This window comes from Streptomyces sp. NPDC007863 (assembly GCF_040633895.1).
Taxonomy (GTDB): Bacteria; Actinomycetota; Actinomycetes; order Streptomycetales; family Streptomycetaceae; genus Streptomyces.
The window spans coordinates 150,224-172,379 of sequence record NZ_JBEYEI010000006.1 but is presented as its reverse complement, the minus strand read 5'-3'; the positions used below and the strand labels follow the sequence as shown (position 1 = coordinate 172,379).

19 protein-coding genes are annotated in these 22,156 nt (G+C 72.5%); 10 read left to right on the top strand and 9 right to left on the bottom strand.

Translation table 11 applies throughout. The features are described 5' to 3' along the window. The first annotated feature begins 33 nt into the window (after window positions 1–33). Complete coding sequence (locus tag ABZ621_RS11840) at window positions 34–1,482, top strand: aminopeptidase (protein WP_360603259.1); 1,449 nt, start codon at window positions 34–36, stop codon at window positions 1,480–1,482. A gap of 79 nt (window positions 1,483–1,561) precedes the next feature. Here the strand turns inward: ABZ621_RS11840 and ABZ621_RS11835 are convergent, their stop codons facing one another. Next, entirely contained in the window at window positions 1,562–3,355 is a 1,794-nt protein-coding gene (locus tag ABZ621_RS11835) for a glycoside hydrolase family 3 protein (RefSeq protein ID WP_360603257.1), read from the bottom strand. A gap of 201 nt (window positions 3,356–3,556) precedes the next feature. Then, a complete protein-coding gene (locus ABZ621_RS11830) occupies window positions 3,557–4,468 on the bottom strand; it encodes a LysR family transcriptional regulator (protein ID WP_360603255.1) in 912 nt (303 codons plus the stop codon). Between the two features lie 155 nt (window positions 4,469–4,623). On the opposite strand from ABZ621_RS11830, the gene ABZ621_RS11825 reads away from it, so the two are divergent. From ABZ621_RS11825 to ABZ621_RS11815, 3 genes are all read left to right on the top strand, one after another. Next, window positions 4,624–5,580: an EamA family transporter gene (locus ABZ621_RS11825; protein ID WP_360603253.1), complete on the top strand. Its 957-nt coding sequence runs from the start codon at window positions 4,624–4,626 to the stop codon at window positions 5,578–5,580. Window positions 5,581–5,698: 118 nt separating this feature from the next. Continuing rightward, window positions 5,699–6,118 carry a hypothetical protein gene (locus tag ABZ621_RS11820; RefSeq protein ID WP_360603251.1) on the top strand — a complete coding sequence of 140 codons (420 nt, stop codon included), beginning with the start codon at window positions 5,699–5,701 and terminating at the stop codon, window positions 6,116–6,118. A gap of 69 nt (window positions 6,119–6,187) precedes the next feature. Further along, the gene (locus ABZ621_RS11815; protein WP_360603249.1) at window positions 6,188–6,775 is read left to right on the top strand and encodes an AAA family ATPase; all 588 of its coding nucleotides are present in this window, start codon (window positions 6,188–6,190) and stop codon (window positions 6,773–6,775) included. Here the strand turns inward: ABZ621_RS11815 and ABZ621_RS11810 are convergent. Continuing rightward, window positions 6,736–7,101, bottom strand: a complete 366-nt coding sequence (locus ABZ621_RS11810) for a linear amide C-N hydrolase (RefSeq protein ID WP_360603247.1) — start codon at window positions 7,099–7,101, stop codon at window positions 6,736–6,738. The genes ABZ621_RS11815 and ABZ621_RS11810 overlap by 40 nt on opposite strands. Window positions 7,102–7,247: 146 nt before the next feature. Continuing rightward, on the bottom strand, window positions 7,248–8,294 hold the full coding sequence (locus tag ABZ621_RS11805; RefSeq protein ID WP_360603245.1) for a LacI family DNA-binding transcriptional regulator: 1,047 nt from the start codon (window positions 8,292–8,294) through the stop codon (window positions 7,248–7,250). A 200-nt stretch (window positions 8,295–8,494) separates the two neighbouring features. Between ABZ621_RS11805 and ABZ621_RS11800 the strand changes: the two genes are divergently transcribed. From ABZ621_RS11800 to ABZ621_RS11790, 3 genes are read left to right on the top strand one after another with little or no spacing between them, the layout of a single operon-like run. Next, complete coding sequence (locus ABZ621_RS11800) at window positions 8,495–9,646, top strand: Gfo/Idh/MocA family oxidoreductase (RefSeq protein ID WP_360603243.1); 1,152 nt, start codon at window positions 8,495–8,497, stop codon at window positions 9,644–9,646. Next, window positions 9,643–10,809: a dihydrodipicolinate synthase family protein gene (locus ABZ621_RS11795; protein WP_360603241.1), complete on the top strand. Its 1,167-nt coding sequence runs from the start codon at window positions 9,643–9,645 to the stop codon at window positions 10,807–10,809. The genes ABZ621_RS11800 and ABZ621_RS11795 overlap by 4 nt, the downstream gene beginning before the upstream one ends. Continuing rightward, a complete protein-coding gene (locus ABZ621_RS11790; RefSeq protein ID WP_360603239.1) occupies window positions 10,806–11,609 on the top strand; it encodes a sugar phosphate isomerase/epimerase family protein in 804 nt (267 codons plus the stop codon). The genes ABZ621_RS11795 and ABZ621_RS11790 overlap by 4 nt, the downstream gene beginning before the upstream one ends. 334 nt (window positions 11,610–11,943) lie before the next feature. On the opposite strand, the gene ABZ621_RS11785 is transcribed toward ABZ621_RS11790, so the two are convergent. Continuing rightward, window positions 11,944–12,408: a DUF937 domain-containing protein gene (locus ABZ621_RS11785; RefSeq protein ID WP_360603237.1), complete on the bottom strand. Its 465-nt coding sequence runs from the start codon at window positions 12,406–12,408 to the stop codon at window positions 11,944–11,946. Window positions 12,409–12,507: 99 nt separating this feature from the next. On the opposite strand from ABZ621_RS11785, the gene ABZ621_RS11780 reads away from it, so the two are divergent. Both ABZ621_RS11780 and ABZ621_RS11775 read left to right on the top strand, forming a co-directional pair. Then, complete coding sequence (locus ABZ621_RS11780) at window positions 12,508–14,739, top strand: ATP-dependent RecD-like DNA helicase (protein ID WP_360603235.1); 2,232 nt, start codon at window positions 12,508–12,510, stop codon at window positions 14,737–14,739. 178 nt (window positions 14,740–14,917) lie between these two features. After that, on the top strand, window positions 14,918–16,207 hold the full coding sequence (locus tag ABZ621_RS11775; protein ID WP_169084579.1) for a citrate synthase: 1,290 nt from the start codon (window positions 14,918–14,920) through the stop codon (window positions 16,205–16,207). 381 nt (window positions 16,208–16,588) lie between these two features. On the opposite strand, the gene ABZ621_RS11770 is transcribed toward ABZ621_RS11775, so the two are convergent. From ABZ621_RS11770 to ABZ621_RS11760, 3 genes are all read right to left on the bottom strand, one after another. Beyond that, on the bottom strand, window positions 16,589–18,808 hold the full coding sequence (locus tag ABZ621_RS11770) for a heavy metal translocating P-type ATPase (RefSeq protein ID WP_360603232.1): 2,220 nt from the start codon (window positions 18,806–18,808) through the stop codon (window positions 16,589–16,591). Between the two features lie 76 nt (window positions 18,809–18,884). Next, the gene (locus tag ABZ621_RS11765; RefSeq protein ID WP_169084583.1) at window positions 18,885–19,109 is read right to left on the bottom strand and encodes a cation transporter; all 225 of its coding nucleotides are present in this window, start codon (window positions 19,107–19,109) and stop codon (window positions 18,885–18,887) included. 48 nt (window positions 19,110–19,157) lie between these two features. Continuing rightward, window positions 19,158–20,114, bottom strand: coding sequence for a PrsW family intramembrane metalloprotease (locus ABZ621_RS11760; RefSeq protein WP_360603229.1), 957 nt, complete (start codon window positions 20,112–20,114; stop codon window positions 19,158–19,160). A 64-nt stretch (window positions 20,115–20,178) separates the two neighbouring features. On the opposite strand from ABZ621_RS11760, the gene ABZ621_RS11755 reads away from it, so the two are divergent. Beyond that, window positions 20,179–21,408 (top strand): cation:proton antiporter, encoded by a 1,230-nt coding sequence (locus ABZ621_RS11755; protein ID WP_360603227.1) that lies wholly within the window; start codon window positions 20,179–20,181, stop codon window positions 21,406–21,408. Here the strand turns inward: ABZ621_RS11755 and ABZ621_RS11750 are convergent. After that, window positions 21,383–22,045, bottom strand: a complete 663-nt coding sequence (locus ABZ621_RS11750) for a TetR/AcrR family transcriptional regulator (RefSeq protein ID WP_360603225.1) — start codon at window positions 22,043–22,045, stop codon at window positions 21,383–21,385. The two genes, ABZ621_RS11755 and ABZ621_RS11750, sit on opposite strands and share 26 nt — an antisense overlap. Window positions 22,046–22,156 lie beyond the last annotated feature (111 nt).

Below are 22,156 nucleotides of genomic sequence, written 5' to 3'. Positions count from 1 at the left end.
TTCACGGCACCGTTGTGAATCATGGGAGGGTGAATGCGTAAGTCGCTGAGACTGATGCTGTCGCTTTCGGTGCTCATAGGCACCGTGGGCTCCACCGGCGTGGCCACCGCCACCGCCGCGGAGACGGAGTCCCGCAGCACCGTCGCGGACGCGCAGAGCTCGGACATCAAGGACCGCCTCCTGGCGATCCCGGGGATGAGCCTGATCGAGGAGAAGCCGTACGCCGGCTACCGCTTCTTCGTCCTGGACTTCGAGCAGCCGATCGACCACAAGCGCCCCTGGGCCGGCACGTTCAAGCAGCGGATCTCGGTCCTCCACAAGGGCACCGACCGCCCCACCGTCTTCCGCACCAGCGGCTACGGCCTGAGCACCACCCCGGGCCGGGCCGAGCCGACCCGGATCGTCGACGGCAACCAGGTCTCCATGGAGTACCGCTTCTTCACGCCGTCCCGCCCGCAGCCCGCCGACTGGTCCAAGCTCGACATCTGGCAGGCCGCCTCCGACCAGCACCGCATCTTCACCGCGCTGAAGAAGGTCTACGGCGAGAAGTGGCTCTCCACCGGCGCCTCCAAGGGCGGCATGACCGCCACCTACTACGAGCGCTTCTACCCGCGCGACATGGACGGCGTCGTCGCCTACGTGGCCCCCAACGACGTGGTGAACAAGGAGGACTCGGCCTACGACCGGTTCTTCGCGAACGTCGGCACCGAGGAGTGCCGCGACCGGCTGAACTCCATGCAGCGCGAAGCCCTGCTCCGGCGCGGCCCGCTCCAGGAGAAGTTCAAGGCGTGGGCCGAGGCCGAGGGCGTCACCTTCAACACGCTCGGCTCGGTCGACAAGGCGTGGGAGGCGACCGTCCTCGACTTCGTCTGGGGCTTCTGGCAGTACTACGGCGAGGACGTCTGCGCCACGATCCCGGACGCGAAGACCGCGAGCGACGACACCGTCTACGAGACGATCGACGCCTACGCCGGCTGGTCCGCCTACACCGACCAGGGCCTGGAGTACTACACGCCGTACTACTACCAGGCGGCCACCGAGCTCGGCTCGCCGTCCATCCGGCAGCCGCACCTCGACGGGCTCAGCCGCTACGGCTACCAGCCCGCCTCGAACTTCGTGCCCCGCGAGATCCCCATGACGTTCAAGCCGTGGGTGATGCGCGACGTCGACGACTGGGTCCGCAAGAACGCGAACCGGATGCTCTTCGTCTACGGCGAGCACGACCCGTGGGGCGCCGAGCCCTTCCGCCTCGGCAAGGGCGCCCGCGACAGCTACGTCTACTACGCGCCCGGCGCCAACCACGGCGCCAACGTCGCCGGACTCGCCGACGCCGAGCGGGAGAAGGCCACCGCCCGTATCCTGGCCTGGGCCGGCGTCGACGCCCCGGCCGTCGAGGCGGCCCGTCCGCTCGCGGCCTTCGACGCCCGCCTGGACCGCCCGGTGGACGAGGACGCGATGCCGGGCCACGGCCTGCGGCCGTAGCCCGCGACGAGGGGTGCGCCCGGTGGGCGCACCCCTCGTGCCGTCAGGGGTGCCGTCAGGCATGCCGTCAGGCGTGCCGTCAGGCGTAGGAGAGCCCGAACCCCACCGGGTAGAGCGTCACCGCCGGGTCCTCGGCGCTCCGCACCGGCACCGGCAGCCGCCCGCGCGGCGTCGCCCGGCCTGCGAGGACCCGGACGGCGGCGCGGAGTTCGACGTCGGTCCAGGAGTACGCGGCGAGCGTGGCCCGCTGCCCGGAGAGCCGGGCGACGTCGTACGGATTGCGGATCGCGACCGTCACCACCGGCACCCCGGTCGCCACGAGGCGCTCCACCAGGGTGCGCTGCGGGCTGGCCGCGGTGACGTTGTACGTCCCCACCACGATCACGTCCTGCCCCGCCGCGGCGGCCACCGCCTCCTCGATCCGGGCCGCCGTCGGGGTGATCCCGGTGGAGAGCGCGGTCGCGGTGAAGCCCAGCTCGCGCAGGGCCCCGGCGAGCGTGGCCGTCGGCGGTCCCGTCGTACCGGAGGGGGAAGCGGGGTCGGCGCCGACGACCAGGACCCTGCCGTGCGAGGCGGGGGAGAGTGGCAGGAAGCCGTCCTCGTTGACGAGGAGCGTGGTGGTCCGTTCGGCGATCCGGTCGGCCTCGGCGAGGTGCCGGGCGGTGCCGACGGTCGCGTCGACCTCCGCCGGGGTGGTGGCGGGCTCGGTGAACAGGCCCCGCCGGGCCTTCAGCCGCAGGATCCGCAGAACCGATTCGTCCAGCCGCTCCTCCGTCAGCTCCCCGTTCCGCACGGCCCCGAGGACCGCGTTCCACGCGACGTCGAGCTTCGGCGGGTTGAGCAGCTGGTCCACCCCGGCCTTCAGGGCGAGCACCGGCACCCGGTCGTCGCCGTACTTGGTGCGCACGCCCTGCATGTCGAGGGCGTCGGTGACCACCACCCCGTCGTAGCCGAGCTGTTCGCGGAGCACCCCGGTGAGGATCGGGTACGAGAGCGTCGCCGGGTCCTCGGACGGGTCGAGCGCCGGGACGACCAGGTGCGCGGTCATGATCGCGTCGATGCCGGCGGCGATCGCGGCCCGGAACGGCGGGGCGTCCAGCTCGGACCACTGCGCGCGGCTGTGGGTGATGACCGGCAGGCCGTAGTGGCTGTCGACGGCGGTGTCGCCGTGGCCGGGGAAGTGCTTGGCGGTGGCCGCGACGCCGGCGCCCTGGTAGCCGCGGATCTGCGCGGTGACCAGGGCGGAGACCGCGCGCGGGTCGGAGCCGAGGGAGCGGACGCCGATGACCGGGTTGGCGGGGTTGACGTTGACGTCGGCGACCGGGGCGTAGTTCTGCCGGATGCCCAGGGCCGCCAGCTCGGCCCCGGCGATCCGGGCGGCCTTCCGGGTGTCCGCCGGGGAGCCGCCCGCGCCGAGCGCCATCGCGCCGGGCAGCAGGGTGGCGGGCTCGCCGACCCGGCAGACGATGCCGTGCTCCTGGTCGGTGGAGATCAGCACGGGGAGCCGGGAGGCGGCCTGGATGCCGTTGGACAGCTCGGCGATCTGGTGCGGGGAGCGGGTGTTGTGGGCCCAGGCGAAGTAGATGACGCCGCCGAGGTGGTAGCGCTCGATCAGTTCGGCGGCGGTGCGGACGCCGAGTTCGCGGAGGTTGGCGTCGACGTCGGCCTGGTCGGGGGCGGTGGCCGAGTGGCCGTACACCCGCGAGACGAAGAGCTGGCCGACCTTCTCCTCCAGCGACATCCGGCCGACGATCCGGCGCAGCCGCTCCTCGGTGCGGGCGTCGGTGGCGTGGGCGGGGGTGACGGCCCCCGTGGCGGCGGCCGCCGCGACCGCCGTGACGGCGAGCAGGGTGCGTCGGGTGGGGTGGGGCACTGGTGCTCCTTCCGGCCGTGCAAGGGTGAAAGAAACTTCCAAGGTGAACGGATAGTCTGAAAGTAACTGCCCGGTCAAGGATTCCCGCACGAATCGCCGAGAAGAGAGCTCCGTCCCGGTTCGGACCGCCGCGACCGGCTTCAGGCCGCCGCGACCGGCTTCAGGCCGCCGCGACCGGCTCCCGGTCCGCCGCGACCGGCTTCAGGCTGCCGCCGCGATCGACGGCCACAGCTCCTGGAGCGTGCGGACCGTCTCCCGGATCGCCGGCCGCCGCGCCGCCCCCGCCCGCCACAGCGCGTGCAGCCGCCGCGTCGGAGCCGGGTCGAGCCGCAGCGGCGCCACCTCCGGCGGCAGCCCCCCGCGCCCGAGCCGCGGCACGAGCGCGACGCCCAGACCGGCCGCGACCAGGGCGACCTGCGTGTGGTTCTCCTCCGCCTGATGGACGATCCGGGGCTCGGCCCCGGCCGCCCGCAGCGTCCGCATCAGCCAGTCGTGGCACACGGTCCCCGGCGGCTGCGAGATCCACCGCTCCTCCGCCAGCTCCTCCCGCCGCACCGAGGTCCGCGCCGCCAGCGGATGGTCCCGGTGGACCAGGACGTCACAGCCGTCGTCGCCGATCACCGCCTGCTCCACCCCGGGCGGCGCCGGCAGCGGCGCGATGTCCCAGTCGTGCGCCACCGCCAGATCGAGCACCCCGCGCGCCACCAGGTCCACCGACAGATGCGGGTCGACCTCCGTCAGCCGGGCGTCCAGACCGGGATGGCGCCGCGCCAGCTCCGCCAGCACCCGGGGCATCAGCCCGCGCGCCGCGCTGGGGAAGCAGCCGATCGACAGCCGCCCGGCGGGCAGCCCGCGCCGCTCCTCAAGCCGCACCTCCGCCTCCTCCACCAGCGACAGCAACTGCCGGGCGGTGTCGCAGAGCTGCCGGGCCTCGTCGGTGAGGCGGACGCCCCGCCCGCTCCGTTCGAGCAGGGTCGTCCGGGTCTCCCGCTCCAGCTTCGCGATCTGCTGGGAGACCGCCGACGGGGTGTAGCCGAGGGCCGCCGCCGCGGCGCCCACGCTGCCGTGGACGGAGACCGCGTGCAGGGCGCGCAGCCGGCCGAGATCGAGCACGGGAACCTCGTGGATTCGGTATCCGAATCCAGTATTTGGATCCAGAATTCGGATTCAAAGTACTGGATCCAATATTTGGATTCAGTGTTGCTTCATCCAACCATGAAGAAACCCGCGCTGGTGCTACACGGTCGGGGCCCGCCATGCTCGACCGCATGCGCCCCGCACACATCGCCCTCGCCGCGCTCGTCGCCGCGGTCTGGGGGGTCAACTTCGTCGTCATCGAGATCGGCCTCGACCACTTCCCGCCGCTGCTCTTCTCCGCCCTCCGCTTCCTCGTCGCCGCCCTCCCCGCCGTCTTCTTCGTCGGCCGGCCCAAGGTCGCCTGGAAGTGGATCGTCGCCGTCGGACTCGCCCTGGGCGTCGCGAAGTTCGGCCTCCTCTTCACCGGCATGGACCTCGGCGCGCCCGCCGGGCTCTCCTCCCTCGTCCTGCAGGTCCAGGCCGTCTTCACCGTCCTGTTCGCCTTCGCGGCCCTCAGCGAGCGCCCCGGACGGCCCGCCGTCCTCGGCATGGGCGTCGCCCTCGCCGGCATCGGCGTCGCCGCCGTCGACGAGGGCGCCTCCGGGCCCGTCACCGGCTTCGTCCTGGTCGTCGCGGCCGCCGCCTGCTGGGGCGTCTCCAACGTCCTCACCCGCAAGGCCGCCCCGCCCGACCCGCTCAACTGGATGGTCTGGGTCAGCGCCGTGCCCGTCCTGCCGCTGCTCGCCCTCTCCCTCCTCCTGGAAGGCCCCGAGCGCGACCTGGCCGCGCTGCGCGCCCTCGACTGGACGGGCGCCGGCGTCATCCTCTACGTCGCCTGGATCACCACCGTCTTCGGTTTCGGTGCCTGGGGCTGGCTGCTCCGCCGCCACCCCGCCTCCTCCGTGGCCCCCTTCTCCCTCCTCGTCCCCGTCTTCGGCATGTCCTCGGCCGCGCTCCTCCTGGGCGAGGCGGTCACCCCCCTGCGGTGGCTCGCGGCGGCCCTGCTGGTCGGCGGCGTGGCCCTGACGACCCTGGCCCCGAGGAAGGCGGACGCCCGGCATTCGGACCCCTCCCCGGCCCCCTCCGGGGGGCTGCCCGAACCCGCCGCCCCGGCCCCCGCGCCCGGCCGTCCTTCACTGACCCCATGAACACACGAGCGCTGTACGGGCCCTGGCCGGCGCCCTCCTGACGATCCCCCTCCTCGCCCACCCGGCCGCCGCGGCCCAGGAGGACTTCGCCCTGAACGAGATCGGCGCGGACGGCTCCGTGGTGTCCTGCGAGCCGAGCGCGCCCGCCGCCTGCCAGTGGGTCTTCACCGGCACCGCGACCGGCTCCGGACTCCCGTACGGGCAGGACGAACTCGACGTCGTGGTGGAGCTGCGGACCGCCGGCGACTGGGACGCGCAGGGCTGCCAGCCGCTGGCGGAGGGCAGCACCGTGACCTTCCACCGGCGCCTCGGCCACCCGGACATCGGCTGGCACAAGGCGATCGGCGGCACGTACTGCGCGATCGGCGACGACGGCCACGTCCTCGACGCGACCACCGTCGTCGAACCGGCCTCCCGCCCCGGCCGCTACCACCGGGCGACCGGCTCCGGGGCCATGACCTTCCAGGACGGGGTCGGCAACACCCCCGGCGACACGGGCCCGTGGCAGGCGAGCGAACAGGGCGCGCTCACGTTCTGACCACCCGGCTCCGCCCGTCCGCGCGATACGTCCGGCCGGGCGGACGATCGGATGATCTAGGGTGCGGGGATGGATCTCGTACCCGTCGACCGCGACCCGTCCGCCCCCGGGACCGTCCTGCTCAGCGGCATCCCCGGCAGCGGCAAGTCCACCGTCGCCGCGGCCCTCGCCGCCCGCTTCGCGATGTCCGCGCACATCGAGGTCGACGAGCTCCAGAACCTGATCGTGCGGGGCTGCCACTGGCCCACCCCCGACGGCGACCCGGAGGCCGACCGGCAGATCTTCCTCCGGGCCCGCAACGCCGCCCTCCTCGCCGGCAGCTTCGCCACGGCCGGCTTCCTGCCGGTCGTCGACGACGTCGTCGTCCGCCGCTCCCACCTGGGCTTCTACCGCGACCAGGTGACGGCGGGCCCGCTGCACGTGGTCTTCCTCGCCCCCGGCCCCGACAAGGCCTGGGAGCGCAACAACGCCCGCCACAAGCGCCTCACCACCAACTGGGCCTTCCTCGACGAGGCCATGCGCGAGGAGCTGTCCGGCGAGGGCGTCTGGATCGACAACGCCCGCCAGACGGTCGACGAGACGGTCGACGCGGTCCTCGCCGCCACCGGCCTGGCCGCCTACGCCGACGCGAAGGAGGACGGCTCCGCCGCCTCGTAGCGGTCCGTCACGTCCCCGACGAGTCCCTCCCGCGCCACGTCGAGCCGCGCCGCCCGGCCGAAGTCGACCCGGTCGAGGTGGGTCCGGACGATGCCGGGGGAGTGCGAGGACTCGAAGGCGTACACGCCGTTCCTCGGATCGGCGAGGGTGCGCCGGATCGTCGCCGGGATGTTCGGCCGGGCCGGATCGGGCGTCCCGAAGGGCTGCGCCGCGTTCCGCCTCACGCTCAGGAGCGCGGCATAGGCCCGCGCCGGGCTGCCGGCCGGCGGCAGCCGGTCCAGGTAGTAAGCGGCCCGGACGAACCGGTCGGCCGCCTCCGAGTCCATGGTCCGGCCGACGGCCGACGGCCACCGGTTGCCCGGCGGCCCGCCGCAAGACGCGCGTACACACGCGGCCAGGCCGTCGGGGCGAAAGCTGTGAAACGGTCACCACTGGCCGGGAGCGCCGGGGACAGGTGTCCGCCCCGCCCCGGCTACCCCCGAGGCGCGCCCGTCGAGTCCCGTACCACCAGCGCGCCCGGGACCGTCTCCGTGCCGGTCGGCGGGGCGTCCTCCGTGCCCATCGCCAGCCGGCCCGCCCGTACCCCGGACTCGTGGAGGGGGAGGTGGACGGTGGTCAGGGCGGGGACCGCGTCGACCGAGAAGGGGAGGTCGTCGAAGCCGGCGACGGAGACGTCGCCGGGGATCGACAGGCCCCGCTCCCGCAGGGCCGCGCAGACGCCGAGCGCCACGGTGTCGTTGGCGGCGACGACGGCGGTGAGCTCCGGGTCGCGGGCGAGCAGCTCCGCGACGGCCGCGTGACCGGCGGCGCGGTCGTAGGGGCCGTGCACCGTCGGCCCCTCGGCGACGCCCGCCGCCGCGAGGGCCTCCCGGTGGCCCTCCAGGCGGTGCCGGGTGGTGGTGCGGTCGGCGGGGCCCGCGACGTACCCGATCCGCGTGTGGCCGAGGCCGAGCAGGTGCTCGGCGAGCCGGCGGCCTCCGGCGCGGTTGTCGAAGACGAGCGCGGCGAGGTGCGCGTCCCCGGGCACGGGCGGGCGTCCGCACAGCACGACCCGGGTCCCGGCCTCCGCCATCCGGGCCAGCTTGGCCGCCGTCGCGGCCAGGTGTTCCGGGTCCTCCAGGGAGCCGCCCATGAGGATCACGGCGGCGGCCCGCTGCCGCTGGAGCAGCGTGAGGTAGGTCAGCTCGCGCTCGGGGGAGCCGCCGGTGTTGCAGACGACGGCCAGCTTCTCGCCGCCCGCCCGGCCCGAGCCGCCCTCGCCGATCGCGCTCTGCGCGGCGCTCGCCATGATCCCGAAGAAGGGGTCGGCGATGTCGTTGACCAGCACTCCGACCAGGTCGGAGGTGGCGGCGGCGAGGGAGCTGGCGGGCCCGTTCAGGACGTAGTCCAGCTCCTCGACGGCCCTGAGGACCCGCTCCCGCGTCGAGGCGGCGACCGGGTAGTTGCCGTTGAGGACGCGGGAGACGGTCGCGGGGGAGACCTGGGCGCGGGCGGCCACGTCCGCCAGGGTGACGGTCATCGCGTGCGTACCTCCGACATCGCGTGCGTACCTCCAAGGCCGTAGGCGCGGGGCCCTTGTCCGGCGTGATGTCGGCAGGCTAGCGTCATCCGCGACAGAAAGCGCTTTCTATCGTCGCGCCGGAAGCGCTTTCTGTCATGCCTCCACACAGTGATCGCAGCAGGGCGAGGGCGCGGGCCCGCAGGGGAGAGGAACATTCCATGACACGCAGGACAGTCCGCATCGCCATGAACGGCGTCACCGGGCGCATGGGCTACCGCCAGCACCTCGTCCGCTCGATCCTCGCGCTGCGCGAGCAGGGCGGCCTCGACCTCGGCAACGGCGAGGTCCTCTGGCCCGAACCCGTCCTCGTCGGCCGCCGCGAGCACGCCCTGCGCGCCCTCGCCGAGAAGCACGGCCTGACCGAGTGGTCCACCGACCTCGACGCCGTCCTCGCCGACGACTCGATCGACATCTACTTCGACGCCCAGGTCACCTCGGCCCGCGCCGACGCCCTCACCAAGGCCATCGAGGCCGGCAAGCACCTCTACACCGAGAAGCCCACCGCCGCCGACTTCGCCGGCGCCCTCGACCTCGCCCGCCTCGCCGCCGCCAAGGGGATCAAGCACGGCGTCGTCCAGGACAAGCTCTTCCTCCCCGGCCTGCTCAAGCTCAAGCGGCTCATCGACGGCGGCTTCTTCGGCGAGATCCTGTCCGTGCGCGGCGAGTTCGGCTACTGGGTCTTCGAGGGCGACTGGCAGGAGGCCCAGCGCCCCAGCTGGAACTACCGCTCCCAGGACGGCGGCGGCATCGTCGTCGACATGTTCCCGCACTGGGAGTACGTCCTCCACGAGCTCTTCGGCCGGGTCACCTCCGTCTCCGCCGAGATCGCCACCCACGTCCCGCGCCGCTGGGACGAGCAGGGCAAGCCGTACGAGGCGACCGCCGACGACGCCGCCTACGGCACCTTCCACCTGGAGGGCGGCGCCATCGCCCAGATCAACTCCTCCTGGGCCGTCCGCGTCCACCGCGACGAACTCGTCGAGTTCCAGGTCGACGGCACCGAGGGCTCGGCCGTCGCCGGCCTGCGCAGCTGCCGCGTCCAGCACCGCGGCCTGACCCCCAAGCCGGTCTGGAACCCCGACATCCCCGCCACCTACTCCTTCCGCGACCAGTGGCAGGAGGTCCCCGACAACGCCGACTTCGACAACGGCTTCAAGGCCCAGTGGGAGCTCTTCCTCCGCCACGTCGTCCTCGACGAGCCCTACCACTGGGACCTCCTCGCCGGCGCCCGCGGCGTCCAGCTCGCCGAGCTCGGCCTGAAGTCCGCCGCCGAGGGCCGCCGCCTCGACGTCCCGGAGGTCTCCCTGTGACCCTCCACCTCCCGGTCCCCGGCGGCGGCACGCGCGCGTACCACCCCCGTACCGAACCGTTCGCGCCCGGCGCGCCCGGCCCGCTCACCTCCCGTACGGTCTTCTCCGCCGCGCACGTCGTCGCCGACCCGTACGCCGACACCACCCCCGACGGCCCCGCCGCCGTCGACTGGGACGCCACCCTCGCCTTCCGCCGCCACCTGTGGTCCCACGGCCTCGGCGTCGCGGAGGCCATGGACACCGCCCAGCGCGGCATGGGCCTCGACTGGGCGGGCGCCGCCGAACTCGTCCGCCGCTCCGCCGCCGAGGCGAAGGCGGAGGGCGGCCGCATCGCCTGCGGCGTCGGCACCGACCAGCTCACGGGCCCGGCTTCGCTGCCGGAGATCCGGGCCGCGTACGAGGAACAGCTCGCCGTCGTCGAGGAGTCCGGCGCCCAGGCCATCCTCATGGCCTCCCGCGCGCTGGCCGCCGCGGCCGCAGGCCCGGAGGACTACCTCGACCTCTACGGCCACCTGCTGCGCCAGGCCGCCGAACCCGTGATCCTCCACTGGCTCGGCCCGATGTTCGACCCGGCCCTGGAGGGGTACTGGGGCTCCGCCGACCTCGACGCGGCCACCGAGACCTTCCTGGAGGTCATCGCCGCGCACCCCGACAAGGTCGACGGCGTCAAGATCTCCCTCCTCGACGCGGGCCGCGAGGTCGCCCTGCGCCGCCGCCTCCCCGAGGGCGTCCGCTGCTACACCGGCGACGACTTCCACTACCCGGAGCTGATCGAGGGCGAGGAGCCCGCGGCGGGCGGGCGCTTCAGCCACGCCCTCCTCGGCATCTTCGACCCGCTCGGCCCGCTGGCGGCGGAAGCGGTCCGGGTCCTCGACACCGGCGACAAGGCGGGCTTCCGCAAGCTCCTCGACCCGACGGTCGCGCTCTCCCGGCACCTCTTCGAGCCCCCGACCCGCTACTACAAGACGGGCGTGGTCCTCCTCTCCTGGCTGGCCGGCCACCAGGACCACTTCACCATGGTCGGCGGCCTCCACTCGGCCCGCTCCCTGCCGCACCTGGCCCGCGCCTACGAACTCGCCGACGGCCTCGGCCTCTTCCCGGACCCGTCCCGCGCGGAGTCCCGCATGCGGGCCCTCCTCACCGTCCACGGAGTCCCCCAGTGAACCTCGACCGCTTCAGCATCAACCAGATGACGGTGAAGCAGCTCCCGCTGCCCCGGCTCGTGGAGGAGTGCGTCCGGCTCGGCGTCCCCGGCATCGGCCTGTGGCGCGACCCGGTGAAGGAGTACGGGATCGAGGCGACGGCCGCGCTCGTGCGCGACGCGGGCCTGACCGTCACCACCCTGTGCCGGGGCGGCTTCTTCACCACCGACGGCTGGGAGGCCGACAACCGCGCGGCGATCGACGAGGCGGCGGCGCTCGGCACCGACACCCTGGTCCTGGTCTCCGGCGGCCTGCCCGCCGGCAGCCGCGACCTGCCCGGCGCCCGCGCCCGCATCGCCGACGCCATCGGCGCCCTCGCCCCCTACGCCGGCGAACGCGGTGTCCGGCTCGCCATCGAACCCCTCCACCCCATGTACGCCTCCGACCGCTGCGCGATCTCCACCCTCGACCAGGCCCTGGACATCGCGGAGCGCCACCCGGCCGACCAGGTCGGCGTCACCGTCGACACGTACCACCTGTGGTGGGACGACAACGCCCCCACGGCCGTCGAGCGCGCCGCCGCCGGCGACCGCGTCCACTCCTTCCAGCTCGCCGACTGGACGACCCCCCTCCCGGAAGGCGTCCTCAACGGCCGAGGCCAGCTCGGCACCGGCGCGATCGACCTCACCTGGTGGTCGGCCCTCCTGGAACGGGTCGGCTACACCGGCCCGGTGGAGGTCGAACTCTTCAACGACACGCTGTGGGCGAGGGACGGCGTGGAGGTCCTGGAGGAGACCCTGGAGGCCTTCCTCAAGGTCTGAAGCCCGGATCCAACCTCTCGGATCCAACCTCTCGGATCCAAACTCCCGGATCCAAGCATCGGGATCCAAGCATCGGGATCCAGGCATCGGGATCCAGGCATCGGGATCCAGGCATCGGGATCCAGGCATCGGGATCCAGGCATCGGGATCCAGGCATCGGGATCCAGGCTCTTGGATCCAACCTTCTGGATCCAACCTTCTGGATCCAGGAGATCGGATCCAGAATCCGGGAGCCTGGATCCCGGCCCCTACGGCCAGGCCCCCGCGTGCGCGGCGGGGGCCCTCCCGGCCCGGCCCCGTGTGCGGCGGGGCCGGGCCAGCCACTCCTACTTCCCTACTTCTTCCCGCCGCCCAGCAGGTCGCCGAGGCCACCGTTCTTCTTTCCGGTGGCGCGTTTGGTGAGGACCGCGAGGACCACGGGGACGAGGAGGTCGACGGCGCGGGCGACCGTGGCCGGCGGGAGGCCGGTGCGCTTGGCGACGGCGTCGGCGGCGGGTCTGGCGAGCTTGGCCAGGACGCCGGCCATCAGGCCGCCGGCCGCGAGGCCGCCGAAGGTGGCGACGCCCTGGAGCGGGGGTTCCTGGGCGGCGAACTCGTCGACGGCGGCCTTGACCTCGTCCGCGCTGCCGGGCTCCGCCGCCGCCTGACGCAGTTCGCCGGAGAGCTCCGCGACGGAGCCGCCCACGAGGGCCCGGGCCCCCGTCGTGTCGGTGCCGGCGAGCGCGGCGATCTCCGCCAGGCGGTCCTCGCCGAGTTCGGCCAGGACTTCGTCCTGGAAGGAATCACTGCTTTCGCTCATGTCCGGAACGCTACGGTTCCTCCACCGGTTCGGCACCCCGGCCCGGGAGTTGTCCACAGCCCCGCCCCCGCTGTCGGCGGCCTTCGCTACGGTCGGGGCATGTCCAACGAGGGTCAGCCGCACCGCCCCGCCGTCCTGGAGGGCGTGCTGGAGAGGATCACGTACGCCAACGAGGAGAGCGGCTACACGGTCGCCCGGGTCGACACCGGGCGTGGCGTGGGCGAGCTGCTCACGGTCGTGGGCGCGCTGCTCGGTGCCCAGCCGGGGGAGTCGCTGCGGATGGAGGGGCGCTGGGGGTCGCACCCGCAGTACGGCCGGCAGTTCCAGGTGGACAACTACACGACCGTGCTGCCCGCCACGATCCAGGGCATCCGGCGCTATCTCGGCTCCGGCCTGGTCAAGGGCATCGGCCCGGTCTTCGCCGACCGCATCACCACCCACTTCGGCCTGGCGACCCTCGACATCCTGGAGGAGGAGCCGGGCCGGCTGATCGAGGTGCCGGGGCTCGGACCGAAGCGGACGAAGAACATCACCGCCGCCTGGGAGGAGCAGAAGGCCATCAAGGAGGTGATGCTCTTCCTCCAGACCGTCGGCGTCTCCACCTCCATCGCCGTCCGCATCTACAAGCAGTACGGCGACGGCTCGATCTCCGTCGTCCGCGAGCAGCCCTACCGGCTCGCCGCCGACGTCTGGGGCATCGGCTTCCTCACCGCCGACCGGATCGCCCAGTCGGTCGGCATCCCGCACGACAGCCCCGAGCGGGTGAAGGCCGGCCTCCAGTACGCCCTGTCGCAGTCCGCCGACCAGGGGCACTGCTTCCTCCCCGAGGAGCGGCTGATCGCCGACTCGGTGAAGCTGCTCCAGGTGGACACCGGGCTGGTCATCGAGTGTCTCGCCGAGCTCGCCGACGACCCCGAAGGGGTCGTCCGGGAGCCGGTCCCCGGCCCGGAGGGGGAGCCGGTCACGGCCGTCTACCTGATCCCCTTCCACCGGGCGGAGCTCTCCCTCGCCGGGCAGCTCCGACGGCTGCTGCGCACCCCCGAGGACCGCATGCCGGCCTTCCGGGACGTGGCCTGGGACAAGGCGCTGGCCTGGCTCGCGGACCGGACGGGGGCCACTCTGGCGCCCGAGCAGGAGCAGGCCGTCCGGCTCGCGCTGACCGAGAAGGTCGCGGTCCTCACCGGCGGCCCCGGCTGCGGCAAGTCCTTCACGGTCCGTTCCGTGGTGGAGCTGGCCCGGGCGAAGAAGGCGAAGGTGGTCCTGGCGGCGCCCACCGGCCGCGCCGCGAAGCGGCTCGCGGAGCTGACCGGTGCCGAGGCCTCCACCGTCCACCGGCTGCTCGAACTGAAGCCGGGCGGGGACGCCGCGTACGACCGGGACCGTCCGCTCGACGCGGACCTCGTGGTGGTCGACGAGGCGTCCATGCTCGATCTGCTGCTGGCGAACAAACTGGTCAAGGCGGTGGCGCCGGGCGCTCATCTGCTGCTCGTGGGGGACGTGGACCAGCTGCCGTCGGTCGGCGCGGGCGAGGTGCTCGCCGATCTGCTGGCCCCGGGCAGCCCGGTCCCGGCCGTCCGGCTGACCAGGATCTTCCGTCAGGCCCAGCAGTCCGGTGTGGTCACCAACGCGCACCGGATCAACGAGGGGCTCCCGCCGGCAACAACGGGACTGCCGGACTTCTTCCTCTTCGCGGAGGAGGAGACGGAGGACGCGGCCCGCGTCGCCGTCGAGGTCGCCGCGCGGCGTATTCCGGCCAGATTCGGATTGGACCCGCGCCGGGATGTACAGGTTTTGGCGCCGATGCACCGAGGACCGGCGGGGGCGGGCGCGCTGAACGGACTGCTCCAGCAGATGATCACTCCGGCCCGCCCGGACGTCCCGGAGAAGCGGTTCGGCGGCCGGGTCTTCCGGGTCGGGGACAAGGTGACCCAGATCAGGAACAACTACGAGAAGGGGGCGAACGGCGTCTTCAACGGTACGGTCGGAGTGGTGACGGCGCTGGACCCCGTGGAACAGCGGCTCACCGTCCGGACGGACGAGGACGAGGAGGTCCCGTACGGCTTCGACGAGCTGGACGAGCTGTCCCACGCATACGCGGTCACCATCCACCGTTCGCAGGGCAGTGAGTATCCGGCCGTGGTGATCCCGGTCACCATGAGTGCATGGATGATGCTTCAGCGGAACCTGCTGTACACGGCCGTCACCCGGGCACGGAAGCTCGTCGTCCTGGTCGGTTCGCGCCGCGCGATCGCCCAGGCGGTGCGTACGGTCTCGGCCGGCCGGCGCTTTACCGCACTGGCTCATCGGCTCACAGGGGGTGCCCCCGTGTGAAAGATCACGGAGGACTTCCAGAACCGGGGCGAAGGGGGCAGGATGAGCAGGTTGGCGGCACTGAGTGCCGCCGATTGGCCCAATGGCGACCCCGAGTGCACTCTCCTGAGCCAAGTGGGGGATGGTAGAGACAGTCAGGGCACCTCGAAGAAGAGGCACTACGTCGGTGAGGGATGACGTGAGCGACAACTCTGTAGTACTGCGGTACGCGGACGGTGAATACACCTACCCGGTGGTCGAGAGCACCGTCGGCGACAAGGGCTTCGACATCGGGAAGCTGCGAGCCCAGACCGGTCTGGTCACCCTGGACAGCGGATACGGCAACACCGCCGCCTACAAATCCGCCATCACCTACCTCGATGGTGAGCAGGGCATCCTGCGGTACCGCGGCTACCCCATCGAGCAGCTGGCCGAGCAGTCCACCTTCCTGGAGGTGGCCTACCTGCTGATCAACGGCGAGCTGCCGAAGGGCGAGGAGCTCGCCACCTTCCAGAACGAGATCACCCAGCACACGCTGGTCCACGAGGACGTCAAGAACTTCTTCCGCGGCTTCCCGCGGGACGCCCACCCGATGGCGATGCTGTCGTCCGTGGTCTCCGCGCTGTCCACCTTCTACCAGGACAGCCACAACCCGTTCGACGAGACGCAGCGCCACCTGTCGACGATCCGGCTGCTCGCGAAGCTGCCGACGATCGCGGCGTACGCGTACAAGAAGTCGATCGGCCACCCGTTCGTCTACCCGCGCAACGACCTCGGCTACGTCGAGAACTTCCTGCGCATGACGTTCTCGGTGCCGGCGCAGGAGTACGACCTCGACCCGGTCGTCGTCTCCGCGCTCGACAAGCTGCTCATCCTGCACGCGGACCACGAGCAGAACTGTTCGACGTCCACCGTGCGTCTGGTCGGCTCCTCGCAGGCGAACATGTTCGCCTCGATCTCGGCCGGCATCTCCGCCCTCTGGGGCCCGCTGCACGGCGGCGCCAACCAGTCCGTCCTGGAGATGCTGGAGGGCATCCAGGCCAACGGCGGCGATGTCGACTCCTTCATCCGCAAGGTGAAGAACAAGGAGGACGGCGTCCGCCTGATGGGCTTCGGCCACCGGGTGTACAAGTCCTTCGACCCGCGCGCCAAGATCATCAAGGCGGCGGCGCACGACGTCCTCTCGGCCCTCGGCAAGTCCGACGAGCTGCTGGACATCGCGCTCAAGCTGGAGGAGCACGCGCTCTCCGACGACTACTTCGTCTCGCGCAACCTCTACCCGAACGTGGACTTCTACACGGGTCTCATCTACCGCGCGATGGGCTTCCCGACCGAGATGTTCACCGTGCTCTTCGCACTCGGCCGCCTTCCCGGCTGGATCGCCCAGTGGCACGAGATGATCAAGGAGCCGGGCTCCCGCATCGGCCGCCCGCGGCAGATCTACACCGGCGAGGTCCTCCGTGACTTCGTCCCGGTCGACGAGCGCTGAGCCGACCCCGCACAGGTCGTCTGAGGAGCCTCCAGGGCCGCCGGCAGGACGTACAGAAGCGCCCCGCTCTCCGATCCCCCCACGGGTCGGCGAGCGGGGCGCTTCTCATATTCCCGGAGCGGATTCCCCCCACGGGATCCGGGCCGGGCGTCATGCGCGCGGTCTGCCGGGGTACGTACGGGAGGGCCGCTCAAAGCTCCCCGGTGCACGTGCCCCGGCCGCGCTTGCCTGCCGGGACGTCCCCCAAGACCTCCCGGCGAACGTCCCCCAAGACGTTCTGGCATCGCCCACTTAGACTCGCGAACAGCCCAGATGGTTACCCCCCAATATCTGTGATCTAGGTCTCTTTGTGAAGGACTTGTGCGTCACGTGTAGGTGAAATCAACGGAACCGCCGCAGGCGCAGGCTGTTGGACACGACGAAGACGGACGAAAAGGCCATGGCCAGGCCCGCGATCATCGGGTTGAGCAGTCCGGCCGCGGCGAGCGGCAGCGCGGCCACGTTGTAGCCGAAGGCCCACGCCAGATTTCCCTTGATCGTCCCCAGGGTCCGCCGGGAGAGCCGGATCGCGTCGGCGGCGACCCGCAGGTCGCCCCGGACGAGGGTGAGGTCGCCCGCCTCGATGGCCGCGTCCGTCCCGGTGCCCATCGCGAGCCCCAGATCGGCCGTGGCGAGCGCCGCCGCGTCGTTCACGCCGTCACCGACCATCGCGACCGTACGGCCCTCCTCCTGGAGCCGGCGGATCACCCCGGCCTTCTCCTCCGGCAGCACCTCGGCGATCACCTCGTCGATGCCGACCTCGGCGGCCACGGCCTCCGCGACGGCCCGGTGGTCGCCGGTGAGCAGCACCGGCCGCAGCCCGAGGCCGCGGAGCCGGGCGACGGCCTCGGCGCTGGTGTCCTTGACCGCGTCGGTGACGGTGAGGGAGCCGAGGAAGACCCCGTCCCGGGCGACGAGCACGGCGCCGGCGGCCGTGCCGTCCGGCACCGTCACGTCCTCGGTGGCGAGCAGCGCGGCCCGCCCGGCGAGGACGAGGTGCCCGTCGACGGAGCCGCGGACGCCGAGCCCCGGCACGTTCTCGAAGCCCTTGGGGGCGGGCAGCTCGCCGACGGGGATCCCGAGGCGCCCGGCGGCGCCGGCGGCGACGGCCCGGGCCACGGGGTGCTCGGAGGAGTGCTCCAGGGCCCCGGCGAGCCGCAGCAGCTCCCGCTCGTCCGTCCCGGCGGCCGGGTGGACGCCGGCGAGGGTCATCCGGCCGGTGGTGACCGTGCCGGTCTTGTCGAGGACGACGGTGTCGACCCGGCGGGTGGACTCCAGGACCTCGGGTCCCTTGATGAGGATGCCGAGCTGGGCGCCCCGCCCGGTGCCGACGAGCAGCGCGGTCGGCGTGGCGAGGCCGAGGGCGCAGGGGCAGGCGATGATCAGGACGGCGACGGCGGCGGTGAAGGCGGCGGTCGCGCCGGCCCCGGAGCCGAGCCAGAAGCCGAGGGTGGCCAGGGCGATCAGCAGGACGGCGGGGACGAAGACGGCGGAGATCCGGTCGGCGAGCCGCTGCGCCTCGGCCTTGCCGCTCTGCGCCTCCTCGACGAGCTTCGCCATCCGGGCGAGCCGTGTCTCGGCGCCCACCCGGCCGGCCCGGACGACGAGCCGTCCGGAGACGTTGACGCAGCCGCCGGTGACGGCGGAGCCGATGGTGACGTCGACGGGCAGGGACTCGCCGGTGAGCAGGGCGGTGTCGACAGCGGAGGAGCCCTCGGCGACGGTGCCGTCGGTGGCGATCTTCTCCCCGGGGCGTACGACGAAGAGTTCGCCGGTCCGCAGGTCGGCCACCGGCACCCGTACCTCCCCGCCCTCCCTGAGGACGGCGACGTCCTTGGCGCCGAGCTCCATCAGGGCCCGCAGGGCGGCGCCGGCCTTGCGCTTGGCGCGGGCCTCCAGGTAGCGGCCGAGCAGGATGAAGGTGACGACCCCCGCGGCCACCTCCAGGTAGATCGCGAAGGAGCCGTCGGAGCGGTCGGCGGTGAGGTCGAAGCCGTGGCGCATTCCGGGCATGCCGGCGTCGCCGAGGAAGAGCGCCCACAGGGACCAGTCGTAGGCGGCGAGGGTGCCGACCGAGACGAGGGTGTCCATGGTGGCGGCGCCGTGCCGGAGGTTGGTCCAGGCGGCCCGGTGGAAGGGGAGGCCGCCCCAGACGACGACGGGGGAGGCGAGGGTGAGGGAGAGCCACTGCCAGTTGTCGAACTGGAGGGCGGGGACCATGGCGAGCAGGACGACGGGGGCGGCGAGGACGGCGGAGACGACGAGGCGCCGGCGGAGCGCGGCGAGCTCGGGGTCCGCGGCGCCGTCCTCCTCGGGGGTCTCGGGCTCGGGCGGCGCGGGTTCCTCGGCGGTGTAGCCGGTCTTCACCACGGTGGCGATGAGCGCGTCGACGCCGACCTCGGACACGTGCTCGACGTGGGCCTTCTCGGTGGCGTAGTTGACGGTCGCGGTGACGCCGTCCATGCGGTTGAGCTTCTTCTCGACGCGGGCCGCGCAGGAGGCGCAGGTCATCCCGCCGATGGTCAGCTCGGTGACGGTGAGGTCGGGGGCGGTGCTGGTCATGTGCGGTTCCAGAAACGGGGAGCAGGGCCGTACCCGTAACGGTACGACCCTGCTCGGACAGTGGTGCGGCGCGTGGTCAGACCAGCTCGTAGCCGGCCTCGTCGACGGCGGCGGCGACGGCCTCGCGGTCGAGCGGGGCGGCGGAGACCACGGTGACCTCGCCGGTCTTGGCGACGGCGGTGACGGAGGAGACGCCGGGGATCGCGGAGATCTCGCCGGAGACGGCGCCCTCGCAGTGGCCGCAGGTCATGCCCTTGACCTGGTAGACGGTGGTCAGTTCGGTCTGCGTCTCGGCGGCCATGACGTTCTCCTCTTCGGTTCGGGGCCTTACGTGCACGATGCTATACCCCTAGGGGGTATAAAATCCAGTCCGGTCCGGCTCGCGCCGCGCCAGTGAGCGCAGCCACGCCAGTCCCGCCAGTGTCACCAGCACCAGGCCGCCCACCGAGAAGAGGGTGAAGAGGTGCTCCTGCTCGGAGGTGGGATCCGGGAGGTAGCCCTGGGCGAAGAGCGAGCGGTCCAGGTCCGTGGTGGTCAGCCGGAGCACGAGCCAGAGCGCGATCCCGTGCATCGAGTCCCAGAGCGCGTGCAGCACCGCCACCCCCAGATAGGTGCCGACGACCGGACCGGTGAACCGGAAGCGGCCGTCGGGGCGGCGGAAGGAGAAGAGCACCGCGCCGGCGATGGCCGTCCACAGGCCGTGCCCGAAGGGGGCGAGCAGCCCGCGGAGGATCTCCGTCTCGAGCAGGGAGCGCAGGTCGATGCCGTCCATGGTGACGGCGGCGTTGAAGGCGTACCCCGCGCTCTCGAAGGCGGCGAAGCCGAAGCCGACCGTCCCGCCGAGGACCAGGCCGGCGCGCCGGCCGCGCAGCCACGGCCGGTGGCGGACCACGAACATCAGGGCGACGAGCTTCACCGCCTCCTCGATCAGCCCCACTCCGAGGAACATCCACAGGGACGGGTGGAGCAGGTAGTACTCCATGACCGACGCGCCGAGCACGCCGAGGATGCCGCCGGTGACGAAGCAGCCGAGGATCACCGGGAGCCCGAGGCCGCGGCCGTGCCGCTCGTACGCCCACAGCACGAAGACGCCCGGGACGAGGAAGCTGCCCAGCAGGATCAGGGTGGGCAGCAGGGTGGTGTTGGCGGTGGCGTACGTGACCACGGCCGTCAGCGCCCACAGGGCGAGGCCGCCCCCCAGGCACCGCTTCCACAGGCCGGGGCGCGGCCCGGCGGGCTCGGGCGGGGCGGGAGGCGGGGGAGGGGGCTGGTGGTGGGGCTGGGGTGTGGGCCGGTACTCGTACATCCGCGGGCCTCCAAGTCCCTCCACCGACGGGGCATCTGACCGGAGCTTATGGTAGATACCCGATATGTCGCATTCGGGGAGCACGCTCGTCCTGATCATGGTGATCGCCGTCCTGGCGCCGCTCCTGGCGTACTGGGTGGGGCGCCGCGCCCCCGTGCCGCTCGCCGTCTTCGAGATCCTGCTCGGCATCGTCATCGGCCCCGACGTCCTCGGCTGGGCCCACTCCGACGAGCTGATCGACGGCCTCTCGGAGCTCGGCCTCACCATGCTGATCTTCCTGGCCGGGTACGAGATCGAGTTCGGCAAGGTCCGCGGGGACACCCTCAGGCGCTCGGTGTGGGCGTGGCTCGCCGCGCTCGCCCTCGGCCTCACCGCCGGCATCCTGCTCGGCGGCGGCTACTCCACCGGCGTCTTCATCGGCGTCGCCCTCACCAGTACGGCGCTCGGCACCGTCCTGCCCGTGCTGCGGGACTCCGGCGGGCTGCGCGGCCGCTTCGGCTCGGTCGTCATGGCCTTCGGCGCGGTCGGCGAGTTCGGGCCGATCATCGCCATGGCGCTGCTGCTCAGCGGGCGGACGGCGGCCCAGTCCACCGTGCTCCTCGCGGTCTTCGCCGCGCTCACCGCGGCCGCCGTCTACTGGGCGCTGCGGCCCCGACCGCCGTGGTTCGCCACCGTCATCGCCAAGACCCTGCACACCAGCGGACAGTTCGCGGTCCGCTTCGTCTTCCTGCTGCTCGCGCTGATGCTCGGGGCGTCGACGGCGCTCGGCCTCGACGTCCTGCTCGGCGCCTTCGCGGCCGGGCTCATCACCCGGCTCGTGCTCACCGGGGCCGCCCCCGAGGCCGGGCCGGAGATCCTGGAGAAGGTCGAGGGGGTCGGCTTCGGCTTCCTCGTGCCCGTCTTCTTCGTCGTCACCGGCCTCGAGTTCGACCTCGACTCGCTGCTCTCCGGAGGCCGGGCGCTGCTCCTCCTGCCGGTCTTCCTGGTCCTCTTCCTGGTGGTGCGCGGCGGCCCGATGTGGTTCCTCGCCCCGCGCGACCTCGACCGGAAGGACCGGGGCGCGCTGGTCCTGTACGGCTCCACGGCGCTGCCGCTCGTCGTCGCCATCACCACCATCGGCCTGGACGACAAGGCGCTGTCTGCGGGCGAGGCGGCGGCGCTCGTGGGGGCCGGGATGGTCTCCGTCCTGGTCTTCCCGCTGCTCGCGCTGAAGGTGCGGGCCGGCCGGGACCGGGCACCGGAGGAGGGGGAGGGGGAGGGAGCGTCGGTCAGCGGATCGTCGGAGGCGTGGTGACCGCCGTGCCGGCAGGCGCCTCGCCGAAGACCGGGGCGAGGTAGCGGCGCATCACCTTCTTCAGCTCGCCGACGGCCGCGTCCCGCACCGGGCCCTCGGGGGCGGCGACGATCAGCGCGAGTCCGCCCTTGAAGACGGCGAAGGCCATGTCGGCGACCCGGTCGAGGTCGTCGGCGGCGAGCGGCGGGACGGCCCGCGCGCCGATCGTCTCGCGGACCTGGGAGAGCAGCGAGGCGTGCAGCTCGTCGTGCTCCTCGGCGATCCGGCCGGGAATGTCGGAGCCGTGCATCAGGGCGAGGAAGGCCGGGTTGAGGCAGTTGAACTCGATCATCGGGTCGAGCACCGCGTCGATCAGCTCCGGCAGCGGCAGCGCCATGTTGGCCGGGGTGAAGACCTGGCCGTGGGCCTCGCGCATCTGCTGGATGAGCCGGCCGCCCAGCTCGACGGCGATCGCTTCCTTGTTCGGGAAGTACTGGTAGAGCGTGCCGGGCGAGACCTTGGCCTCGCGGGCGATCGCGTTGGTGCTGGCGGCCGTGTAGCCGTTGGCGCAGAACACCTCGGCGGCGGCCTGGAGCAGCTGGGAGATGCGGCGTTCGCCGCGGGCCTGTCGGCGGCGCGGCTTCGGGTCCTCGGGCATGGCTGTCCCCAGTCCTCCTCGATACGCATTGACAAACACGAGAGGTCGCTCGCATTCTTGAATTACGCGAGCGATCACTCGTGTTTGCCAGTCTATGGCAATGGACGGCCC